Source organism: Colwellia sp. RE-S-Sl-9 (genome assembly GCF_048296855.1).
Lineage (GTDB): Bacteria > Pseudomonadota > Gammaproteobacteria > Enterobacterales > Alteromonadaceae > Pseudocolwellia.
The window spans coordinates 3,036,616-3,053,089 of sequence record NZ_CP182631.1; the positions used below are offsets into that span (position 1 = coordinate 3,036,616).

The 16,474-nt window shown below is 37.2% G+C and carries 21 protein-coding genes; 5 read left to right on the forward strand and 16 right to left on the reverse strand.

The annotated features are described in order from the left end of the window. Positions 1-17: 17 nt before the first annotated feature. From glpG to ACM9HF_RS13115, 4 genes are all read right to left on the reverse strand, one after another. Positions 18-887, reverse strand: coding sequence for a rhomboid family intramembrane serine protease GlpG (gene glpG, locus ACM9HF_RS13100; protein WP_473609224.1), 870 nt, complete (start codon positions 885-887; stop codon positions 18-20). After that, positions 884-1,219, reverse strand: a complete 336-nt coding sequence (gene glpE, locus ACM9HF_RS13105; protein ID WP_473609228.1) for a thiosulfate sulfurtransferase GlpE — start codon at positions 1,217-1,219, stop codon at positions 884-886. Before glpE ends, glpG begins: the two co-directional genes overlap by 4 nt. A 148-nt stretch (positions 1,220-1,367) precedes the next feature. After that, complete coding sequence (gene tdh, locus ACM9HF_RS13110; RefSeq protein ID WP_473609231.1) at positions 1,368-2,393, reverse strand: L-threonine 3-dehydrogenase; 1,026 nt, start codon at positions 2,391-2,393, stop codon at positions 1,368-1,370. A gap of 13 nt (positions 2,394-2,406) precedes the next feature. Beyond that, a complete protein-coding gene (locus ACM9HF_RS13115; RefSeq protein ID WP_473609235.1) occupies positions 2,407-3,606 on the reverse strand; it encodes a glycine C-acetyltransferase in 1,200 nt (399 codons plus the stop codon). 338 nt (positions 3,607-3,944) lie between these two features. Here ACM9HF_RS13115 and waaA point away from each other — a divergent pair, with 338 nt between their 5' ends. Beyond that, positions 3,945-5,234: a lipid IV(A) 3-deoxy-D-manno-octulosonic acid transferase gene (gene waaA, locus ACM9HF_RS13120; RefSeq protein ID WP_473609239.1), complete on the forward strand. Its 1,290-nt coding sequence runs from the start codon at positions 3,945-3,947 to the stop codon at positions 5,232-5,234. Positions 5,235-5,298: 64 nt separating this feature from the next. On the opposite strand, the gene ACM9HF_RS13125 is transcribed toward waaA, so the two are convergent. Further along, positions 5,299-5,676 carry a DUF2195 family protein gene (locus ACM9HF_RS13125; protein WP_473609243.1) on the reverse strand — a complete coding sequence of 126 codons (378 nt, stop codon included), beginning with the start codon at positions 5,674-5,676 and terminating at the stop codon, positions 5,299-5,301. 151 nt (positions 5,677-5,827) lie between these two features. Beyond that, the gene (locus tag ACM9HF_RS13130; RefSeq protein ID WP_473609247.1) at positions 5,828-6,904 is read right to left on the reverse strand and encodes a glycosyltransferase family 9 protein; all 1,077 of its coding nucleotides are present in this window, start codon (positions 6,902-6,904) and stop codon (positions 5,828-5,830) included. 51 nt (positions 6,905-6,955) lie between these two features. Between ACM9HF_RS13130 and ACM9HF_RS13135 the strand changes: the two genes are divergently transcribed. Continuing rightward, positions 6,956-7,699 (forward strand): 3-deoxy-D-manno-octulosonic acid kinase, encoded by a 744-nt coding sequence (locus ACM9HF_RS13135; protein WP_473609250.1) that lies wholly within the window; start codon positions 6,956-6,958, stop codon positions 7,697-7,699. Between the two features lie 31 nt (positions 7,700-7,730). Here the strand turns inward: ACM9HF_RS13135 and ACM9HF_RS13140 are convergent, their stop codons facing one another. Then, the gene (locus ACM9HF_RS13140; protein WP_077340133.1) at positions 7,731-8,387 is read right to left on the reverse strand and encodes a TetR/AcrR family transcriptional regulator; all 657 of its coding nucleotides are present in this window, start codon (positions 8,385-8,387) and stop codon (positions 7,731-7,733) included. 198 nt (positions 8,388-8,585) lie between these two features. Here ACM9HF_RS13140 and coaD point away from each other — a divergent pair, with 198 nt between their 5' ends. After that, a complete protein-coding gene (gene coaD / locus ACM9HF_RS13145; protein WP_473609255.1) occupies positions 8,586-9,068 on the forward strand; it encodes a pantetheine-phosphate adenylyltransferase in 483 nt (160 codons plus the stop codon). Between the two features lie 15 nt (positions 9,069-9,083). On the opposite strand, the gene mutM is transcribed toward coaD, so the two are convergent. The 9 genes from mutM to radC all read right to left on the reverse strand — a co-directional run bounded on the left by mutM (position 9,084) and on the right by radC (position 14,298). Next, positions 9,084-9,899, reverse strand: coding sequence for a bifunctional DNA-formamidopyrimidine glycosylase/DNA-(apurinic or apyrimidinic site) lyase (mutM, locus tag ACM9HF_RS13150; protein WP_473609259.1), 816 nt, complete (start codon positions 9,897-9,899; stop codon positions 9,084-9,086). 23 nt (positions 9,900-9,922) lie between these two features. Beyond that, on the reverse strand, positions 9,923-10,822 hold the full coding sequence (locus ACM9HF_RS13155) for an ATP-grasp domain-containing protein (protein WP_473609261.1): 900 nt from the start codon (positions 10,820-10,822) through the stop codon (positions 9,923-9,925). Between the two features lie 38 nt (positions 10,823-10,860). Beyond that, a complete protein-coding gene (locus tag ACM9HF_RS13160; protein ID WP_473609265.1) occupies positions 10,861-11,349 on the reverse strand; it encodes a hypothetical protein in 489 nt (162 codons plus the stop codon). A gap of 97 nt (positions 11,350-11,446) precedes the next feature. Continuing rightward, complete coding sequence (gene rpmG, locus ACM9HF_RS13165) at positions 11,447-11,602, reverse strand: 50S ribosomal protein L33 (RefSeq protein WP_070375415.1); 156 nt, start codon at positions 11,600-11,602, stop codon at positions 11,447-11,449. Positions 11,603-11,611: 9 nt separating this feature from the next. Beyond that, positions 11,612-11,848 (reverse strand): 50S ribosomal protein L28, encoded by a 237-nt coding sequence (rpmB, locus tag ACM9HF_RS13170; protein WP_076417462.1) that lies wholly within the window; start codon positions 11,846-11,848, stop codon positions 11,612-11,614. A 250-nt stretch (positions 11,849-12,098) separates the two neighbouring features. Next, positions 12,099-12,503 (reverse strand): hypothetical protein, encoded by a 405-nt coding sequence (locus ACM9HF_RS13175; protein WP_473609274.1) that lies wholly within the window; start codon positions 12,501-12,503, stop codon positions 12,099-12,101. Then, positions 12,490-13,158, reverse strand: a complete 669-nt coding sequence (locus tag ACM9HF_RS13180; RefSeq protein ID WP_077339807.1) for an AAA family ATPase — start codon at positions 13,156-13,158, stop codon at positions 12,490-12,492. The genes ACM9HF_RS13175 and ACM9HF_RS13180 overlap by 14 nt, the downstream gene beginning before the upstream one ends. Positions 13,159-13,236: 78 nt before the next feature. Next, positions 13,237-13,551: a PilZ domain-containing protein gene (locus tag ACM9HF_RS13185; protein ID WP_473609281.1), complete on the reverse strand. Its 315-nt coding sequence runs from the start codon at positions 13,549-13,551 to the stop codon at positions 13,237-13,239. 66 nt (positions 13,552-13,617) lie between these two features. Continuing rightward, positions 13,618-14,298 (reverse strand): RadC family protein, encoded by a 681-nt coding sequence (gene radC / locus ACM9HF_RS13190; protein WP_473618305.1) that lies wholly within the window; start codon positions 14,296-14,298, stop codon positions 13,618-13,620. Positions 14,299-14,449: 151 nt separating this feature from the next. Between radC and coaBC the strand changes: the two genes are divergently transcribed. Together coaBC and slmA are read left to right on the forward strand one after the other, a co-directional pair. Beyond that, the gene (gene coaBC / locus ACM9HF_RS13195; protein WP_473609285.1) at positions 14,450-15,658 is read left to right on the forward strand and encodes a bifunctional phosphopantothenoylcysteine decarboxylase/phosphopantothenate--cysteine ligase CoaBC; all 1,209 of its coding nucleotides are present in this window, start codon (positions 14,450-14,452) and stop codon (positions 15,656-15,658) included. A gap of 181 nt (positions 15,659-15,839) precedes the next feature. After that, the gene (slmA, locus tag ACM9HF_RS13200; RefSeq protein WP_077339799.1) at positions 15,840-16,424 is read left to right on the forward strand and encodes a nucleoid occlusion factor SlmA; all 585 of its coding nucleotides are present in this window, start codon (positions 15,840-15,842) and stop codon (positions 16,422-16,424) included. Positions 16,425-16,474 lie beyond the last annotated feature (50 nt).

Below are 16,474 nucleotides of genomic sequence, written 5' to 3' on the forward strand. Positions count from 1 at the left end.
TAGACTAAATTGATTGATTAACTTTTAGCGTATTTAATTTTAATCCAAGCTAAACCACAACCTGAAAGCAAGCCCAATAAATGTGCGGTATTTGCCATATTAACGGGTAGCACGTTGGCAAAACCTAACAACATAAAAAACAGTAAAAAGCCCACTATAGGTTTTGAAATAGTTAAGCCTTTCTCCGGCGCTAGCCAGTCATACCACCATACATAACCAAATAGTGCATACACCACGCCAGACAAACCACCAAAGCTGGGGCCTGACACAATAAACTGACCAACATTTGAAACTATAGCCGATACAAGAAATAGGTTAATTAACGCTCCTTTACCTAGCGTTCGTTCAATAGAGCCACCAATTTGCCACCACCACATCGTATTAAAAATAATATGAAGCCAAGTGAAGTGGAAAAAAGCAGGGCCAATAAGTCGGTAGGGTTGCTCTAATAAATTAGCCATATTTAAATGATTAAAAAAGCCGATTTTATTAAAAACGTCTCGCTGCCAACCGAGTTCACCTAAGATAAAAGTGAACCAACAAATAGCAAAAACAACTAAAGTAACAATACCTGCATGGCGAAAAAATTGCTCTTTAAATTGAGAAACTACAGAAGGCTCATTACTTTTAAGTTGAGACACTTCGGCATTATCCCAAGCAGCCTGTTGGTATTTAGGGTGATGCGGTTGCTTTATAAAGTCTTCAAAAATATCTTTGGCCTGATCTTGTTGATGAATATCACAATAAATAACAAAAGCATTATCTTCAGATTCAACTTGAGCTGATATGTTTTGACTTAATAAATAATTACAAAACAATAAAGCAATATTGTGATGATCTATTTTTACAAAAGCGCCTAATTCTATGGTCGCATCGGGGTTACTCATGAAGTGCTAACGTCGCTCGGATGCTCTAATTGCCATTGTGTAAAACCGCCGTCTAACGAATATACGTCTGTAAAATCTTGGCTTATTAAATATTGGGCTGCTTGTTGGCTAGAGTGACCGTGGTAACAACAAACAACAACAGGTGCGTCAAGATCCGCTTCGCGCATGAAATCAGCAAGGGTTTCGTTGGTTAACTCTATTGCGCCAGGAATATGCCCGTTTTTAAATGAATTAGGATCTCGAATATCAACAACAACGTAAGTTTTTTCGGCTAACGCTTGGTGTAGTTCACTTATCTGCATGTGCTTAAAATTCGTTGTACTGTCTGACACGTATATCACCTTCTCGTAAATAATTTAAATAATTATATGTGTTAACTCATTTGTTGATAAGAATAATATCATTGTTTAAAGGATTATTTAGAGAATTGTTCAAAAGGTATGAAGCCCAAAATTTTTACTTTGGGCTTTTTTAAAGGGATTAATTCCAATCTAAAATCACTTTGCCTGATAATCCCGATCTCATCACATCAAAACCTTGTTGAAATTCATCAATAGAATAGTGATGAGTAATAATTGGAGTAAGATCTAAACCTGACTGAATTAAACTGGCCATTTTGTACCACGTTTCAAACATTTCGCGACCATAAATACCCTTAATGGTAAGCCCTTTAAAAATAACTTTACTCCAATCAATCGCCATATCAGTACCTGGAATACCTAACATGGCAATTTTCCCACCGTTGTTCATGTTATTCAGCATATCGGTAAAGGCCATAGGCACGCCTGACATTTCCATGCCTACATCAAAGCCTTCGCTCATTCCTAATTCAGACATAACATCTGTTAACTTAGTTTTACTTACATCAACGGCTCTTGTTGCGCCCATTTTTAACGCTAAGTCTAATCGGTAAGGGTTTACGTCAGTAACAACGACATGCCTTGCTCCTACGTGTTTAGCTACAGCTGCAGCCATAATTCCGATAGGTCCAGCACCTGTAATAAGTACATCTTCACCCACTAAATCAAACGATAATGCAGTATGAACAGCGTTACCAAAGGGGTCAAAAATAGCAGCTAAATCATCTGTAATTTCATCAGGTAATTTAAACGCGTTGTAAGCGGGTATCACTAGGTATTCAGCAAACGAGCCCGGTCTATTTACACCTACGCCAACAGTATTTCTACATAAATGTGTGCGCCCACCTCGGCAATTCCGACAATGACCACAAGTAATGTGCCCTTCGCCTGACACTCGGTCACCAATAGTAAAACCTTTAACTTCTTGCCCTATATCAACCACTTCACCAGCATATTCATGGCCCACTACCATAGGAACAGGTATGGTTTTTTGCGACCATTCGTCCCAGTTATAAATATGAATATCTGTGCCACAAATAGCTGTTTTATTAATTTTAATTAATAAATCGTTGTGTCCCATTTCAGGCTTAGGGCTGTCACCCATCCAAATACCGGGTTCTGCTTTTAATTTAATTAATGATTTCATGTTAACTCAACCTTTAACTAATAATATTCATTGATTGACCAATACGAATAAACGCGCCAATAGCATGATCTAATTGCTCTTTAGTGTGTGCTGCCGAAATTTGCGTTCGAATACGTGCTTGGCCTTCAGGCACAACAGGGAATGAAAAACCGATCACATAAATGCCTTCTTCTAACAGCTTATTAGCCATTTGTGTTGCTACAGCTGCATCACCTAACATTACAGGAATAATTGCGTGATCTGCACCACCACAAGTAAATCCTGCGGCTTCCATTTGTGTTCTAAAGTATTGAGAATTTTCGATAAGCTGCTTACGTAAAGCATCGCCACCTTTTAATAACTCAATCACTTTGATTGACGCATTCACAATAGCGGGCGCTAGCGAATTAGAAAACAAATAAGGACGTGAACGTTGGCGTAACCAGTCAATCACTTCTTTTTTACCTGATGTATAACCGCCTGAAGCTCCGCCCATGGCTTTACCCAAAGTACCGGTAATAATATCTACACGCCCCATTACATCACAAAACTCGTGGCTGCCTCGCCCTTGCTCGCCAACAAAACCTACTGCGTGAGAGTCATCAACCATCACTAAAGCATTATATTTATCAGCTAAATCACACACGGCTTTTAAATTAGCGATAACACCGTCCATTGAAAATACACCATCGGTGGCTATTAATTTAAATCTTGCGCCTGCGGCATCAGCATCTTTCAAGCATTGTTCTAATTCTTCAGCGTTATTATTGGCGTATCTAAAGCGTTTGGCTTTACATAAACGTACACCATCAATAATTGACGCATGGTTTAGCGCATCACTAATAATCGCATCTTCTGGGCCAAGTAACGTTTCAAATAAACCTGCATTTGCATCAAAACATGACGAATACAAAATAGTATCTTCCATGCCTAAAAATTCACTTAATTTTTGCTCAAGGGTTTTATGAATATCTTGCGTGCCGCAAATAAAGCGTACCGACGCCATACCAAAACCATGCTCGTCTAACCCTTCTTTTGCTGCTGCAATTAAGTCAGGGTGATTAGCCAAACCTAAGTAGTTGTTTGCACAAAAGTTAATCACCTTATCACCATTAGCTACGGCAATTGATGGTTGTTGAGCGGTAGTAATAACTCGTTCGGCTTTATATAAACCGTCAGTTTTTACTTGATCGATTTGGCTCGTAATATGTGAATAAAAAGGAGATGTACGCATGTGTTTAAACGCTCCGCTTGTTGTAAAAGTAATAGTTGTTATATTTTTATCGCTTATCTATTAATTGAATGTAGCGACTTTATTGGCCTTTTTGATTAAAAATACAGCCTCTTAATTTTCATTGTACGTTTTAACGCACAAAAAGAAAATAGCTAACGTTAGAAATAAAAATTTCACTGTAAACTTTTAAGACCATCCCCATATTTATACCCGTTACCAATCAAGAGACGATTTCAGAGTGCTTGAAGATAACGGGTATATATTCAAAAATACTAAACGCTATCATTGTAAAAGTGTTATTAGGTATACTTAGCGCACTGCTAGCAACGAGAATGTTTGTGAAATACTTTTTATCTTTACTCTTTTATCGCGTTTTATTCTTCTTATTACTGCCTGTATTGTTGCTAATATTAGTGGTTAGATCTAAAAATCACCCAGAATATCGCCAGCGATTATTTGAGCGCCTCGGATTTATTGATACAAAATTAAGCAAACATGGCATTGTTATTCATGCAGCAAGTGTCGGTGAAGTTATTGCCTTAAAAGCCTTTATCGAAAAATTACTCGCTAGCCAACCTAATACACCTGTAACTATTACCACCTTTACACCAACCGGCTCAGCACAAGTTAAAAAACTGTTTTCTGATCGAGTTCAGCATTGTTATTTACCCATAGATTCTTTTATTTGTACTTGGCTATTTTTATCACGCTTACAGCCCAAAGCTATGGTTTTTATGGAAACCGAGTTATGGCCAAATTTAATCAGCCAATGTAAAAACCGACAAACTAAATTGTTATTGGTAAACGGCCGTTTATCAACTAAATCAATGAAAAGTTATAAAAAATTAACGTGGTTAATATCACCTTGTTTACAAGCTTTTGATCAAATACTCACCCAAAGCCAAATCAATCAAAACAACTTTATGGCATTAGGCAGTAAGACATTAAACTGCGAGCTTTCGGGTAACTTAAAGTTTGATATATCAATTACACCAAGCATTACCAGCAAACAAGCCGAGTTAGCTGCGTTTATTGAAGGTAGACGTAAATTATGGGTTGTTGCCAGTACACACCCAGGTGATGAAGAAATTATTTTAAAAGCCTTTCAACCTCTGCATCAACAGTATCCAGAATTATTACTTGTGATTGTGCCTAGACACCCAGAACGTTTTGCTGACGTGGCACAATTAGCGATAAACAGCGGCTTTACTACATGTAAACGCAGTAAGAACACGCAAGTTAATGCAACAACTCATGTTTGGATATTAGATACCTTAGGTGAGCTAATGCCAATGTGCGCATTAGCGTCGATTGTTACTATGGGCGGAAGCTTTAGCACTATTGGCGGACATAATCCTTTAGAACCCGCCTTATTTAAAAAACCCGTGATAGTCGGCGCTAATATGAGCAATTTTACCGAAGTGATGCAGCAACTAATCGACGCCAAAGGCATAGTGCAACTTAACGGTATTAATAACGAAAAAGAGCTAGTTCATGCAATAACTGAGCTATTAAACGATAGCGATAAACAGCTAACTCTTGGTGACAATGCGTATAACGTTGTGCTACAAAACCAAGGAGCAAGTGACCGGTCACTTGCTCACTTGAATAGATTATTGGGTGGATAAGTTATTTAGGATTGGTTGATTAAACTTGTTACTTTATCGTCACCTCAGGCCGTGTGTTAGTGCGCTAGTCTGCTAACGCACAAGAGAAGTTAACCAACACACTGTAATCACCTATTATATCCTTGCTAGTAGCCAAAGGTATAATAGACGCCTTAGTACCAAATTTAACTTTAGCTGTAAGCAGTTGAGAGTTATAGCCATCCATTTCAAGCAGAGATGTGTACTGAGAAATAGCAGATTTACATCCACATTCCGACGTAGGTTTTAGTTGTTTATACGATAGACCTAACATCGGGATACCATCCCTATATATGACTTCTGAACGATCTATCGTAATACAATTTGATAGCTGGTTGTTTATTGATACTTTTGTATTTGAAGTCGCTTGCGAGCAAGCTGAAATTAAAAAAAGTAGTAATAAGCTATATTTTAGTCCCGCCATTTTTAGATACTCCTTTGATATAATTAACCTTTATGTTCAAGTGTTATTTTTTAGCTTCATCAGAGGTCAATGAAAACTGACTGGGACAAATATGTTTTGAGAAATAACAAATTAAATGAAATCTAATTTTGTTAATCAAACAATGAAAACCTTAAACACTAGCTTTCAACTCAGGATAAAAGTCTTCAACCACGAGGTTAATTTTAGCTTTAACCTCTTCAATCGTTAGTCTTTCCATTAAATCACTGCCTTTCGCTCTAACGCCCCAAGGTAGTTGTGTGTAAGGTTTACCTTTTTGCTCTTCAATCACTTGGTCGTAACAACTAACCACGTATTTTGGATATAAATACGGTCCTGTTCTGCGCGGGTTACTATGAGCATATAAGCCAACAACAGGCGTACCAACCGTTACCGACATATGCGCAGGGCCTGTATCTGGTGCTATGGTAATGTGTGCTAATTTTAAAACAGCGAGTAGTTGTTTAAGTGAGGTTTTACCAACTAAGTTGGTAAAAGAGGCGTTACTTTGTTTGCAAATATCTTCAGCGAGTTGTTTTTCCATCGCCGTTGGGCCACCGCATATAACAACACGAAAACCCACTTGTTGTAGATATTCAGCCGTTTGTGCATAGCCTGTTACATGCCAGTTTCGTTCTGCTTTACTGGCTGCAGGGCTAATAACAGCAACGGGTTTGTTATTTTCTTCAAATAACGTGTTGTGCGCCCACTGTTCGTCTTCTTCAGGTAATGGCATATTCCATACTGGCTCGCTTACCGTTAAACCTAATACTTGGGTAAATCCCATAAAACCATCGAGCACGTGTGGCTCGTTTTGCGGTGCAATTTTATAGTTGGTGAATATCCATTGACCCTCTTTTGCGCGTTTACTATCAAAGCCTATTTTTGTTTTGGCTGGAATACAGTAACTCGCTAAGCTGGCTCTTAGGGCAACTTGCATATGCAATAAAATATCAAAGTGCTGGCCTTTCATGTGATCGCGTAAATCAGAATAGCCTTTCAAACCAGCAGACTTGTCAAAAACAATAATTTCTACTTTCTCTAACCCTTTAAGTAAATTAGCTTCTACTTTACCGCACACCCAAGTGATTTGAGTATGTGGCCATTGTTTTTGAATATTTTGCACCGCTGCAACGGCATGACAAACATCACCGATGGCAGATAAACGTAAAACACATAAATTTTTTGGTGCAGCTAATTGACCCAGCATAAAGGATTCACCACAATAGACAGATTAAAGTAATATAATTGGTCTATTATCTTGAACCCTTCAACATTTGTAAAACCCTGTAGCAAAAAAGTTTGCGAAAACAACAATATATTTTGTGTTTATGATGAAAATGAAGTGGAAAACTTTTCTGAAGCCTTTCTTGATAGCAGCTACTGGCAAAAAAACAATCATATTGTAGGCACAGCTCAAGGCCGAGGAACTACTTGGTTTATTGAAGTTAATAATAAAAACTGGGTATTAAAACATTACTATCGTGGCGGCTTGATTGGTAAATTTAATAAAGATTCTTATTTATTTTCTACAAATGCTAACACCCGAGCGGCTAAAGAGTTTGAGTTATTAAATCAACTTTGCGACTTAAACTTACCGGCACCAAAACCCATTGCTTATCGTATTATCAATACCGGCTTGTTTTATAAAGCGGATATTTTGACTGAACGTGTGTGTAATGCTCAAGACTTAATATCGTTACTTATGAAACAATCGGTTAGTTCTAGTCTTTGGCAGCGTATTGGCAAAACCATCAAAAGCTTTCATGATCATAATGTTTATCATCACGATTTAAATATTCACAATATTTTAATTGATGACCAAGAAAAAGTATGGATTATCGACTTTGACCAAGGTGAAATTCGCTCTAGCTCTGGTAACTGGAAACAAGAGAATATGATCCGATTATTACGATCATTTAATAAAGAAAAAACAAAAGACGTTACGTTAAATTGGCAAGAAAGTGAGTGGAAATTGTTACTAGCAGGATATGAAAGCGAATAATTATGAAAAATCATTCGCTATATTTGGCATATTAAACCGCAGATAAACTTGCTTCTAAGCGCTTACGGTACATAGTACGAGCAGCTAAAAACTCTTCTTTAGCTGAATCGCTAATGTATGGATGAATAATGACTAAGATTTTCAACACGCCCTGATAAAAAACAGAGTCGTTAATTTCTTCTTCATTGTTTTGTGTTTGATAAAAGCTTAACCAAAACGTATTAACTAAACGTAGAATACTTACAATTTCAGGTAAGTCTTCATCGTCAAATTCCATCATGTCAGCTTGTTTTAACGAAAGTAGTAATTGGCTTACTCTGTCTGCAATAAAGCTTTGCACTTCAACATATTTGTCGTGCAACAAGGGATTTTTAGCCAATAAAACAGGAAGATTACTGTAGAAAAAACGAAATTTCATCATGGCCTGAAAAACCATATCCATGTAAAGAATAATAGCATCAAGTGGTTTTACGTCTGGGGATACTTCGGGCATACTTTCTAATAAAAGTGTGCGGGCATATTCTTCATAAATAGACAAAATAATGTCTTCTTTATTACGGAAGTGATAGTAGAGATTACCTGGACTTATACCGAGATCTGCCGCAATATGATTCGTTGTAACATTCCTTTCGCCGTTTTCATTAAATAGAGCGATGCTAGCCTGAATTATTTTATCACGAGTTTTCATTGATCCCACTTCTTTGTGTTTTTTTTGCTTACTGCCGATCAACCTATATTACTATCAAATTCAATAAGACTGAAAGGTTTTTCGAGTAAATACTTTAAGTTTTCTCTTTTTAAAATGCAATATCTTTAATAATGTCTTTTGAATTTAAAACGGTAGGCCATTACAATAGCTTTCACTACTTTTAATGAAGATTATTTTATGCCTATAAAAGCGATATATCCGGGAACATTTGATCCAGTAACGAATGGTCATACTGACTTAATTACACGTGCAAGTAATTTGTTTTCTGAAGTGGTAATTGCGGTGGCATCTAACCCAAGTAAAAAGCCTTGTTTTGATTTAGCTAAGCGCGTTGAAATGATACAACAAGTTACACAGCACTTACCTAATGTAACGGTGGTAGGCTTTACAGGACTATTGGTTGATTTTGCTAAACAACAAAATGCTTCTGTTTTAGTGAGAGGTTTACGTGCTGTTTCTGATTTTGAATATGAGTTTCAGCTTGCGAACATGAATAGACGTTTATCGCCTGATTTAGAGTCTGTATTTTTAACGCCTTCTGAAGAGAATAGCTTTATTTCGTCAACAATAGTGAAAGAGGTGGCTTTACATAATGGTGATGTGAGTAGTTTTGTACATCCGATAGTAAAAACGGCTTTAGATGAAGTACTAAAGCCTTAAACTAAACTGCCCAGCTTATTTTTTCTGGCAAGTAGGACAAAAAACTGAGCTTCGGTTGGACTGCCTTACTTCTTCTAATATGGTTTCACACACCATGCATTTTTTCCCTGCTCGGCCATACACTAAAAGTTGCTGAGCAAAATACCCAGGGCGCCCATCAGCTTGAGTAAAATCTTTTAAGGTTGTGCCGCCTTGTGCGATAGCTGCAGCAAGTACTTCTTTAATAATATCGGTTAGGGCGTTAAAACGTTTTTTCGATATACTTCCTGCAAGTGCTGTAGGTAATATCCCCGCTTTAAATAACGATTCGTTGGCATAAATATTACCTACGCCCACAACAATATGGCTATTCATTAGAAAGGTTTTGATGGGAACTTTACGGTTTCTCGACTTTTCAAACAGATAATCTGGGGTCAAATCATCACTTAATGGTTCAGGCCCCAATTTAGCCAGTAAACCTTGTTCATCAATATGTTGCTCAAACCATAATACCGCACCAAAACGTCTTGGATCGTTCAATCTTAATGCTTTGTTGTTACTTAACACTAAATCAAAATGATCGTGTTTAGCCACTTCGGTATTAGCATCAATAACACGGATCGTACCCGACATCCCTAAATGTAAAACTAGTGTGCCGTGCGAAAACTTAATTAATAAGTATTTAGAGCGACGCTCTACTGATTCAACTTTGCTGTTAACCATACTATGAACGCTATCAGGAATAGGCCAACGTAATTTAGCATTACGCACAATAACCTTGGTAACGGTTTGATCAAGTATATGAGGTGTAATGCCTTGTCGGCATACTTCTACTTCGGGTAATTCAGGCATAATTTAGAACCAAGTTAAGGAGATTAAGATGCATTGTGAGTATTCATTTTATCAACAAATGCTTGGGCAAAGCGCGTGGGTGATTCAGGATCCATATTAAAATACAGCGAAGGCTCTATCAGTTCGGCTTCCATTAAAGCGAAAGATGTTTGATCGCGTACGTAATCAAGCCGTGCATACAAAGGCATATTATGAATTTTAGCTATGGCCGCTAATGTGTTTTCAGCTTGGGTTAATAGCTCGGCTTCAGGTTCAACGGTAGTTAATCTGCCGCCATGCTCTTCTTGTACTCTAAAATCGTTGTTTTTTGGCGTTTTAAGGATTGTGTGACTCAACGTACCATTAAAATAAAACAACGAGAATTCGCCTTCCTTTATTACGCTTTCCATGAAGGGTTGAACCATAAATGATTCATTTTTAAATATGGCTGTTAATTCAGCTAAGTGGTTTTCAATATTGTTTTTAGTTAGCCAAAACGTATTATCGGCATTGGCAGAAATACGAGGTTTGATCACTAACTGATCAGTATTGAAATAATTAAAAAAACGGTTAACTGACGCAACAGAAATTTCGTTTTCCCACAGCGTAGGTACTATATTGATACGTATTTCTTCTAGGGCTTTTAAGTAAATTTTATCAATATTCCACTCAATAATTGATAAGCTATTTTCAAGGTGTGCCGATGAAGCTTCGATATTTGAGAGTACTTTTAAAAAAGCATCCGCATGATCTTGATAATCCCATGGCGAACGAATCACAACCGCATCGTATTTGTTCCAATCCACATTTTCTGCTTTCCATGAAATGGTATGAGTTTGCCAACCTAATTTTTGTAGCGGTTCGTCAATTAAGTGGTCGTAAACTTCAAAGTCATCTAAGCAGTCCATGGTTAAAATAACACAGTGCTGTTGAGGTGAACTCATGTTAATCCTCCCATTAATAGTTAAAGCTAGCATTATCGTTATACTGACAAAATTTCATTCGGTACAAGCTGAGAGAAAATAGCGAGAGGGAAAGATTTCCATACCTGTGTGGTGCGATTAAATATAAGGAGCTCTGTATCAGTGGCATATAGGTTTAACGTATAAGGTTCATCTTGCCCAGCAAGTTCTACTTTAACCACTAAAGCCATTTTTTCGTCGAGTAATGGAGGATGCTTAACGGTATCGCCTTCGCTATGTTTCCATGACCGCATCATTTGCTCTAGCCCTTGTTCATTTAGCGTAGCAGGGGTAGAACGCCATGTTTTTCCTATACGTTCAATCGTTACATTGGGATAAAAGGTTAACGTGAGAATAGTGGCATGTGCGCCAAATAACGTTGCTTGTTCCGTATTTGAGGTGCTTTCATCTTCAGAAAATATTTTATTGTTGGTGACATTAATTAATAAAATAAACGCCATTACTGCGAAGATAATAACGTTGTTCCAACCTGTACGAGATAATTTCATAGACTCTGATCAGTTAAATTGAAGAACAACAATAATACCGTAATTTAGGCAATAAAAAACCCAGCAAAAGCTGGGTTTTTAAATAAGCAGTTATCAATTACTTGATTTTTGCTTCTTTGTACATAACGTGCTGACGAATACGAGGATCAAACTTTTTGATCTCCATTTTCTCAGGCATAGTCTTTTTATTTTTATCTGTAGTATAAAAATGACCAGTACCAGCACTAGAAACTAAACGAATTTTATCACGCATGATGATTCCTTAAACTTTTTCGCCATTGGCACGAATATCAGTTAAAACTGCATCAATACCTTTTTTATCGATAATACGCATTCCTTTCGGAGTTAAACGTAATTTAACGAAACAATTTTCGCTTTCAACCCAAAAACGGTGAGTTTGAAGGTTAGGTAAAAAACGACGACGAGTCGCGTTTCTTGCGTGCGAACGGTTGTTTCCAACCATTGGCTTTTTGCCTGTTACTTGGCAAACTTTAGACATAATGAGTACTCCAATATTAATTTCAGCTCGAGCTATATTTCCCCAAGACCGTCGCCTCGGGATCCTGAAAAAGGTGGCATATTATAGAGAAACTGAAAAGTTATTGCTAGCTTTTCTAAAGATCCTATTGAAAAACTATTGAATATTCCTATTTTTCAATAAGTTAAAGGCTAAATTAAGAGGTAACAAACAGTACTACAATGTACTTTATGGTTTATTTACCATCGAATAGTATAAAAAACAGACTGACTCAGTCTATTTTAGATCCTAACAATTTGTGTATTTTTTCTTGTTGCGCTTTATTACACAATTCATCAATTAAAATGCGCAAAATATGAGATTTGGCTAACTTAGTCTCAATAGCTAATTCTGACAGTTGTGTAATAGCTTCTTCACTCAAGGTAAACGTTGCATGTCTAAAAGGCTTTTTGGTTTGGTTGGCTGCTGCTTGTTCTTGTTGGGCTTTTTTATCAGCTACATATTGCTGTGCAGCGAGAACTGCCTGAGTTAAATTTAATTGGTTGTTAATATCGCTACTAACAATTTCAGGTGCACCCTTTGCGTAATTTTCTGCGTCAGAAATAAATTCGTCTACAGTGAATTGTCTTTTTTTTGTATTACCGTCCTTGGACTTTTTAAGATCACTTAAACTCATGGGAGTTGTCCGGTTTCATTGCCATTAACTCTTCTGCAATTGAAATCATTTCTGCGGCGGCTTTGCCATCCGGATCAATTTCTAACACAGAAGACCCTTTTTCTTCACTATCGTCGTATACATTTCGGCTAAACGTAACAGCATTTAAAACATTTATACCGTACGAGCTACACACATCTTTAGCTTCTAATATACGCCCTGCTTGATTGGGTAACGAAGGACATTGGGTAATAACAAACGAAGCTAGCATTTTAGGATTAACCATTTTACATGTACTGAGCATATCTTCCATGTGCGGAACAGTTTTTAAATCGCGACGTTTTGGTCTTAACGGAATAATAACATGATCAGCTACCGACATTGCAGCACGTAAGGCGAGGTTGTCTTGACCACCACAGTCAACAATCACGTAATCGTAATGTTGATTCAGGCTTAATAAGTCGTTACGAATTTTTCCATAAAGTTGAATACAGTTAATGGCGGGTAAACTAGGATCAGTATTTCGGGCTTGTATCCAGTCAGACGTTGTTCGTTGCGGATCACAATCAACCATTAATACAATGGCTTCTTTATCTCTGGCAAAATAAACCGCCAAGTTTTGTGCAAGGCAACTTTTACCACTACCACCTTTTTCACCGCCTACTAATATCATCATTACCTGTTTCTCCTGCTATCACTTAATTAGTGATATGCACCAATTATAGTTCAAATTTTAACAAACATTGTTAACGTATTACTGCGCATTTTCGTCAAGGCGTAAAGCGATTTCAAACCAACCATTATCTTGTTTAATACAACGTATAACACGACCGTGCAGTTTTTGGCTATTAGGATTAGCCGCTTTAAAAATAACAACAGCTTGCGATTGTGGTTCAATGGCTTGATCGCAATCGATTTTTAAACCTCCTCGAGAAAAATCAAGACAAGCTATTTTCTTTTGTCGTTCTACACCAGCACTATCAGTCCAAACAATATCAACTAATTCTTTTTCCATATCTAACCGGAATGACTGTCGACGCTCTTCCTCGTTATTTGTAATATCAGACATATAGATTCCTTAATCCTATCTTTGATAATGTAAAACTAACTGTCATTAACCATAGTTGCAACTATTTTAACGGCTCAACTCGCCTTGTTCAGCAAAAGAGTAGCATTGATGACCGGCTATAATGATATGATCTAAAACCCTCACATCAATTAAATCTAATGCTTTTTCAAGACGACTCGTTATCTGTTTATCTGCGGTACTTGACTCTGCAATTCCAGAAGGATGATTATGGCTTAATATAACGGCTGCAGCCTGATTCTTTAAAGCATGTTCAACCACTATACGAGGATAAACGGCTGCCGCATCGATGGTGCCATAAAACAGTCTTTCAAATTTAATTACCTGGTGTTGATTATTTAAAAACAACACAGCAAACACTTCTCTGGTTTCGTTACGCAATTCGCTAATAAGGTAATTTTTAGTGGCTTGTGAAGAAGTTAATGCATAACCCTGTTGAAGCTGCTCAGCTAAGTGCCTTTTCGACATTTCTAAACAAGCTTGCAACTGTACGTATTTAGCCGTACCTAAACCTTTTCGGGTACAAAACTCTTCTTCAGACGCTTTGTATATGGCAGAAATGCTGCCGAAGCTCACTAATAACTGGCGAGCTAAATCAACCACATTACAGCCTTGTACTCCTGTTCTTAAAAATATTGCCAATAATTCAGCATCACTTAAACTTGCAGCGCCTTGATTTAATAATTTTTCTCTAGGTCTTTCTACACTTGGCCAATCCTTTAACATAATGACATCCTTGTATTGCGTATCGTAAATTCAATATTTATTTGTACAAAATTCATACATAAGTAGTTATACCAGTATTCCACTCAAAATTTCAATATGTTAGCAATTAGTGGTATCTTTAGCGTTATTGAATTTATATACGTGTAGTTAGAAAATGCTGAAAGGTAAAAATATTGTACTTGGCATAAGCGGTGGTATTGCAGCTTATAAAACCCCTGAATTAGTTCGTCGCTTAAAAGAGCAAGGTGCTAATATTAGAGTAGTAATGACCAACGGTGCTAAAGCCTTTATTACCCCATTAAGCCTACAAGCCGTTTCTGGCAATGCGGTTTCAGACAGTTTATTAGATACCCAAGCTGAACTTGCTATGGGACATATTGAATTAGCTAAATGGGCTGATTTAATTCTTATTGCACCAGCAACAGCCGACGTTATTGCACGTATTAGTCATGGCATGGCGAATGATTTACTTACTACTATCTGTTTAGCGAGCGACGCTCCTTTGGTTGTTGCGCCAGCGATGAATCAGCAAATGTGGCACGCACAAGCTACTCAAAACAACATAAGTATTTTAAAAGCTCGTAACGTAACACTTTGGGGACCAGGTGCAGGCGAACAAGCCTGTGGCGATATAGGTTTGGGCAGAATGCTTGATGTACCTGATTTAGTCAGCCTTGCTTGCGATTTTTATCAAAAGAATAAAACAAGTAATCTATTAGCGAATCAACATTGGGTGATCACTGCTGGCCCTACGCGTGAAGCAATTGATCCTGTTAGATATATTTCTAATCATAGCTCAGGAAAAATGGGCTATGCAATTGCTGACGCAGCACAAAAAGCAGGCGCTAAAGTCACGATTATTTCTGGCCCTGTAACCATTACTGCACCACAAGACTGCGAGGTAATAAAAGTTGAGAGCGCTAGAGATATGCATAAACACGCACTCGTATTAGCAGAAAAAGCCGATGTATTTATCGCATGTGCTGCCGTTGCCGATTACCGCGTTACTGAAGTTGCTAATCATAAAATTAAGAAAACCGCAGATAACGACAACCTAACTATTGAATTAGTGAAAAATCCAGACATTGTGGCTGACGTTGCAGCATTAGCTAATAAGCCTTATACCGTAGGTTTTGCTGCTGAAACACAAGACGTAGAGCAATACGCTAAAGCTAAACTAGCCCGAAAAAAATTAGATTTAATTTGTGCAAACAATGTGTCTTTACAAGGGCAAGGTTTTAATAGTGATGATAATTCGTTAACCTTATTTACGGCGAATAATGAAATACACTTACCACTTACCAGCAAAGCAAAACTAGCACAAACCTTAGTCGCTGAAATAGCTAAAAAGTACGTTAAATAACGTGCTTTATTTTTTAAAATAGTAAGTAACCACATACCCTACATTTATTAATTTAGATATGCTTACTGATTAATATGCCATTTTCAGGATAATAAATAACTTCCATATTAAAGTAGTTGAAAGCACCAACATAAAACCGTTAGAATTCACTTATTAATAATTAAAATAAATGAGAATTCTAGTGGCTGTAAATCCAAAAACCAATCGTAAACAGCAAATTTTAGAATGTTTAGCTAGTATGCTTGAAACTAGCCCAGGACAACGCATTACTACCGCTAAATTAGCCGCTGATGTAGGTGTTTCTGAAGCTGCTTTGTATCGTCACTTCCCATCAAAAGCGAGAATGTTTGAAGGGTTAATTGATTTTATAGAAGAGTCTATTTTCTCAAGAATAAATCTTATTTTAACGGATCATAAAGAGGCTTTAGTACGCTGCCATCATATTTTACATGTGCTGCTAGTCTTTGCTGAACGCAATCCGGGTATGTGCCGCATTTTAAGTGGCGATGCTTTAATGGGTGAGAACGAACGTTTACGCGCGCGTGTAAATCAGTTTTTTGAAAAACTAGAATCTCAATTCAAACAAGTATTAAGAGAACGTAAATTAAGAGAAGGTAAAGGTTTTACCATTAACGAACTTGCCTTAGCTAATATTATTGTTTCTTTTGCTGAAGGTAAAATCAGCCAATATGTAAGATCGAGCTTTGCTAAAAAACCAAGTGATGATTTTAACGAACAGTGGCAATTTTTAATGGCGAGCAAGTAAGCTAAGTTCAGGTTAAGTAAATAATTTTATCCAATCATAAGTATGATTGG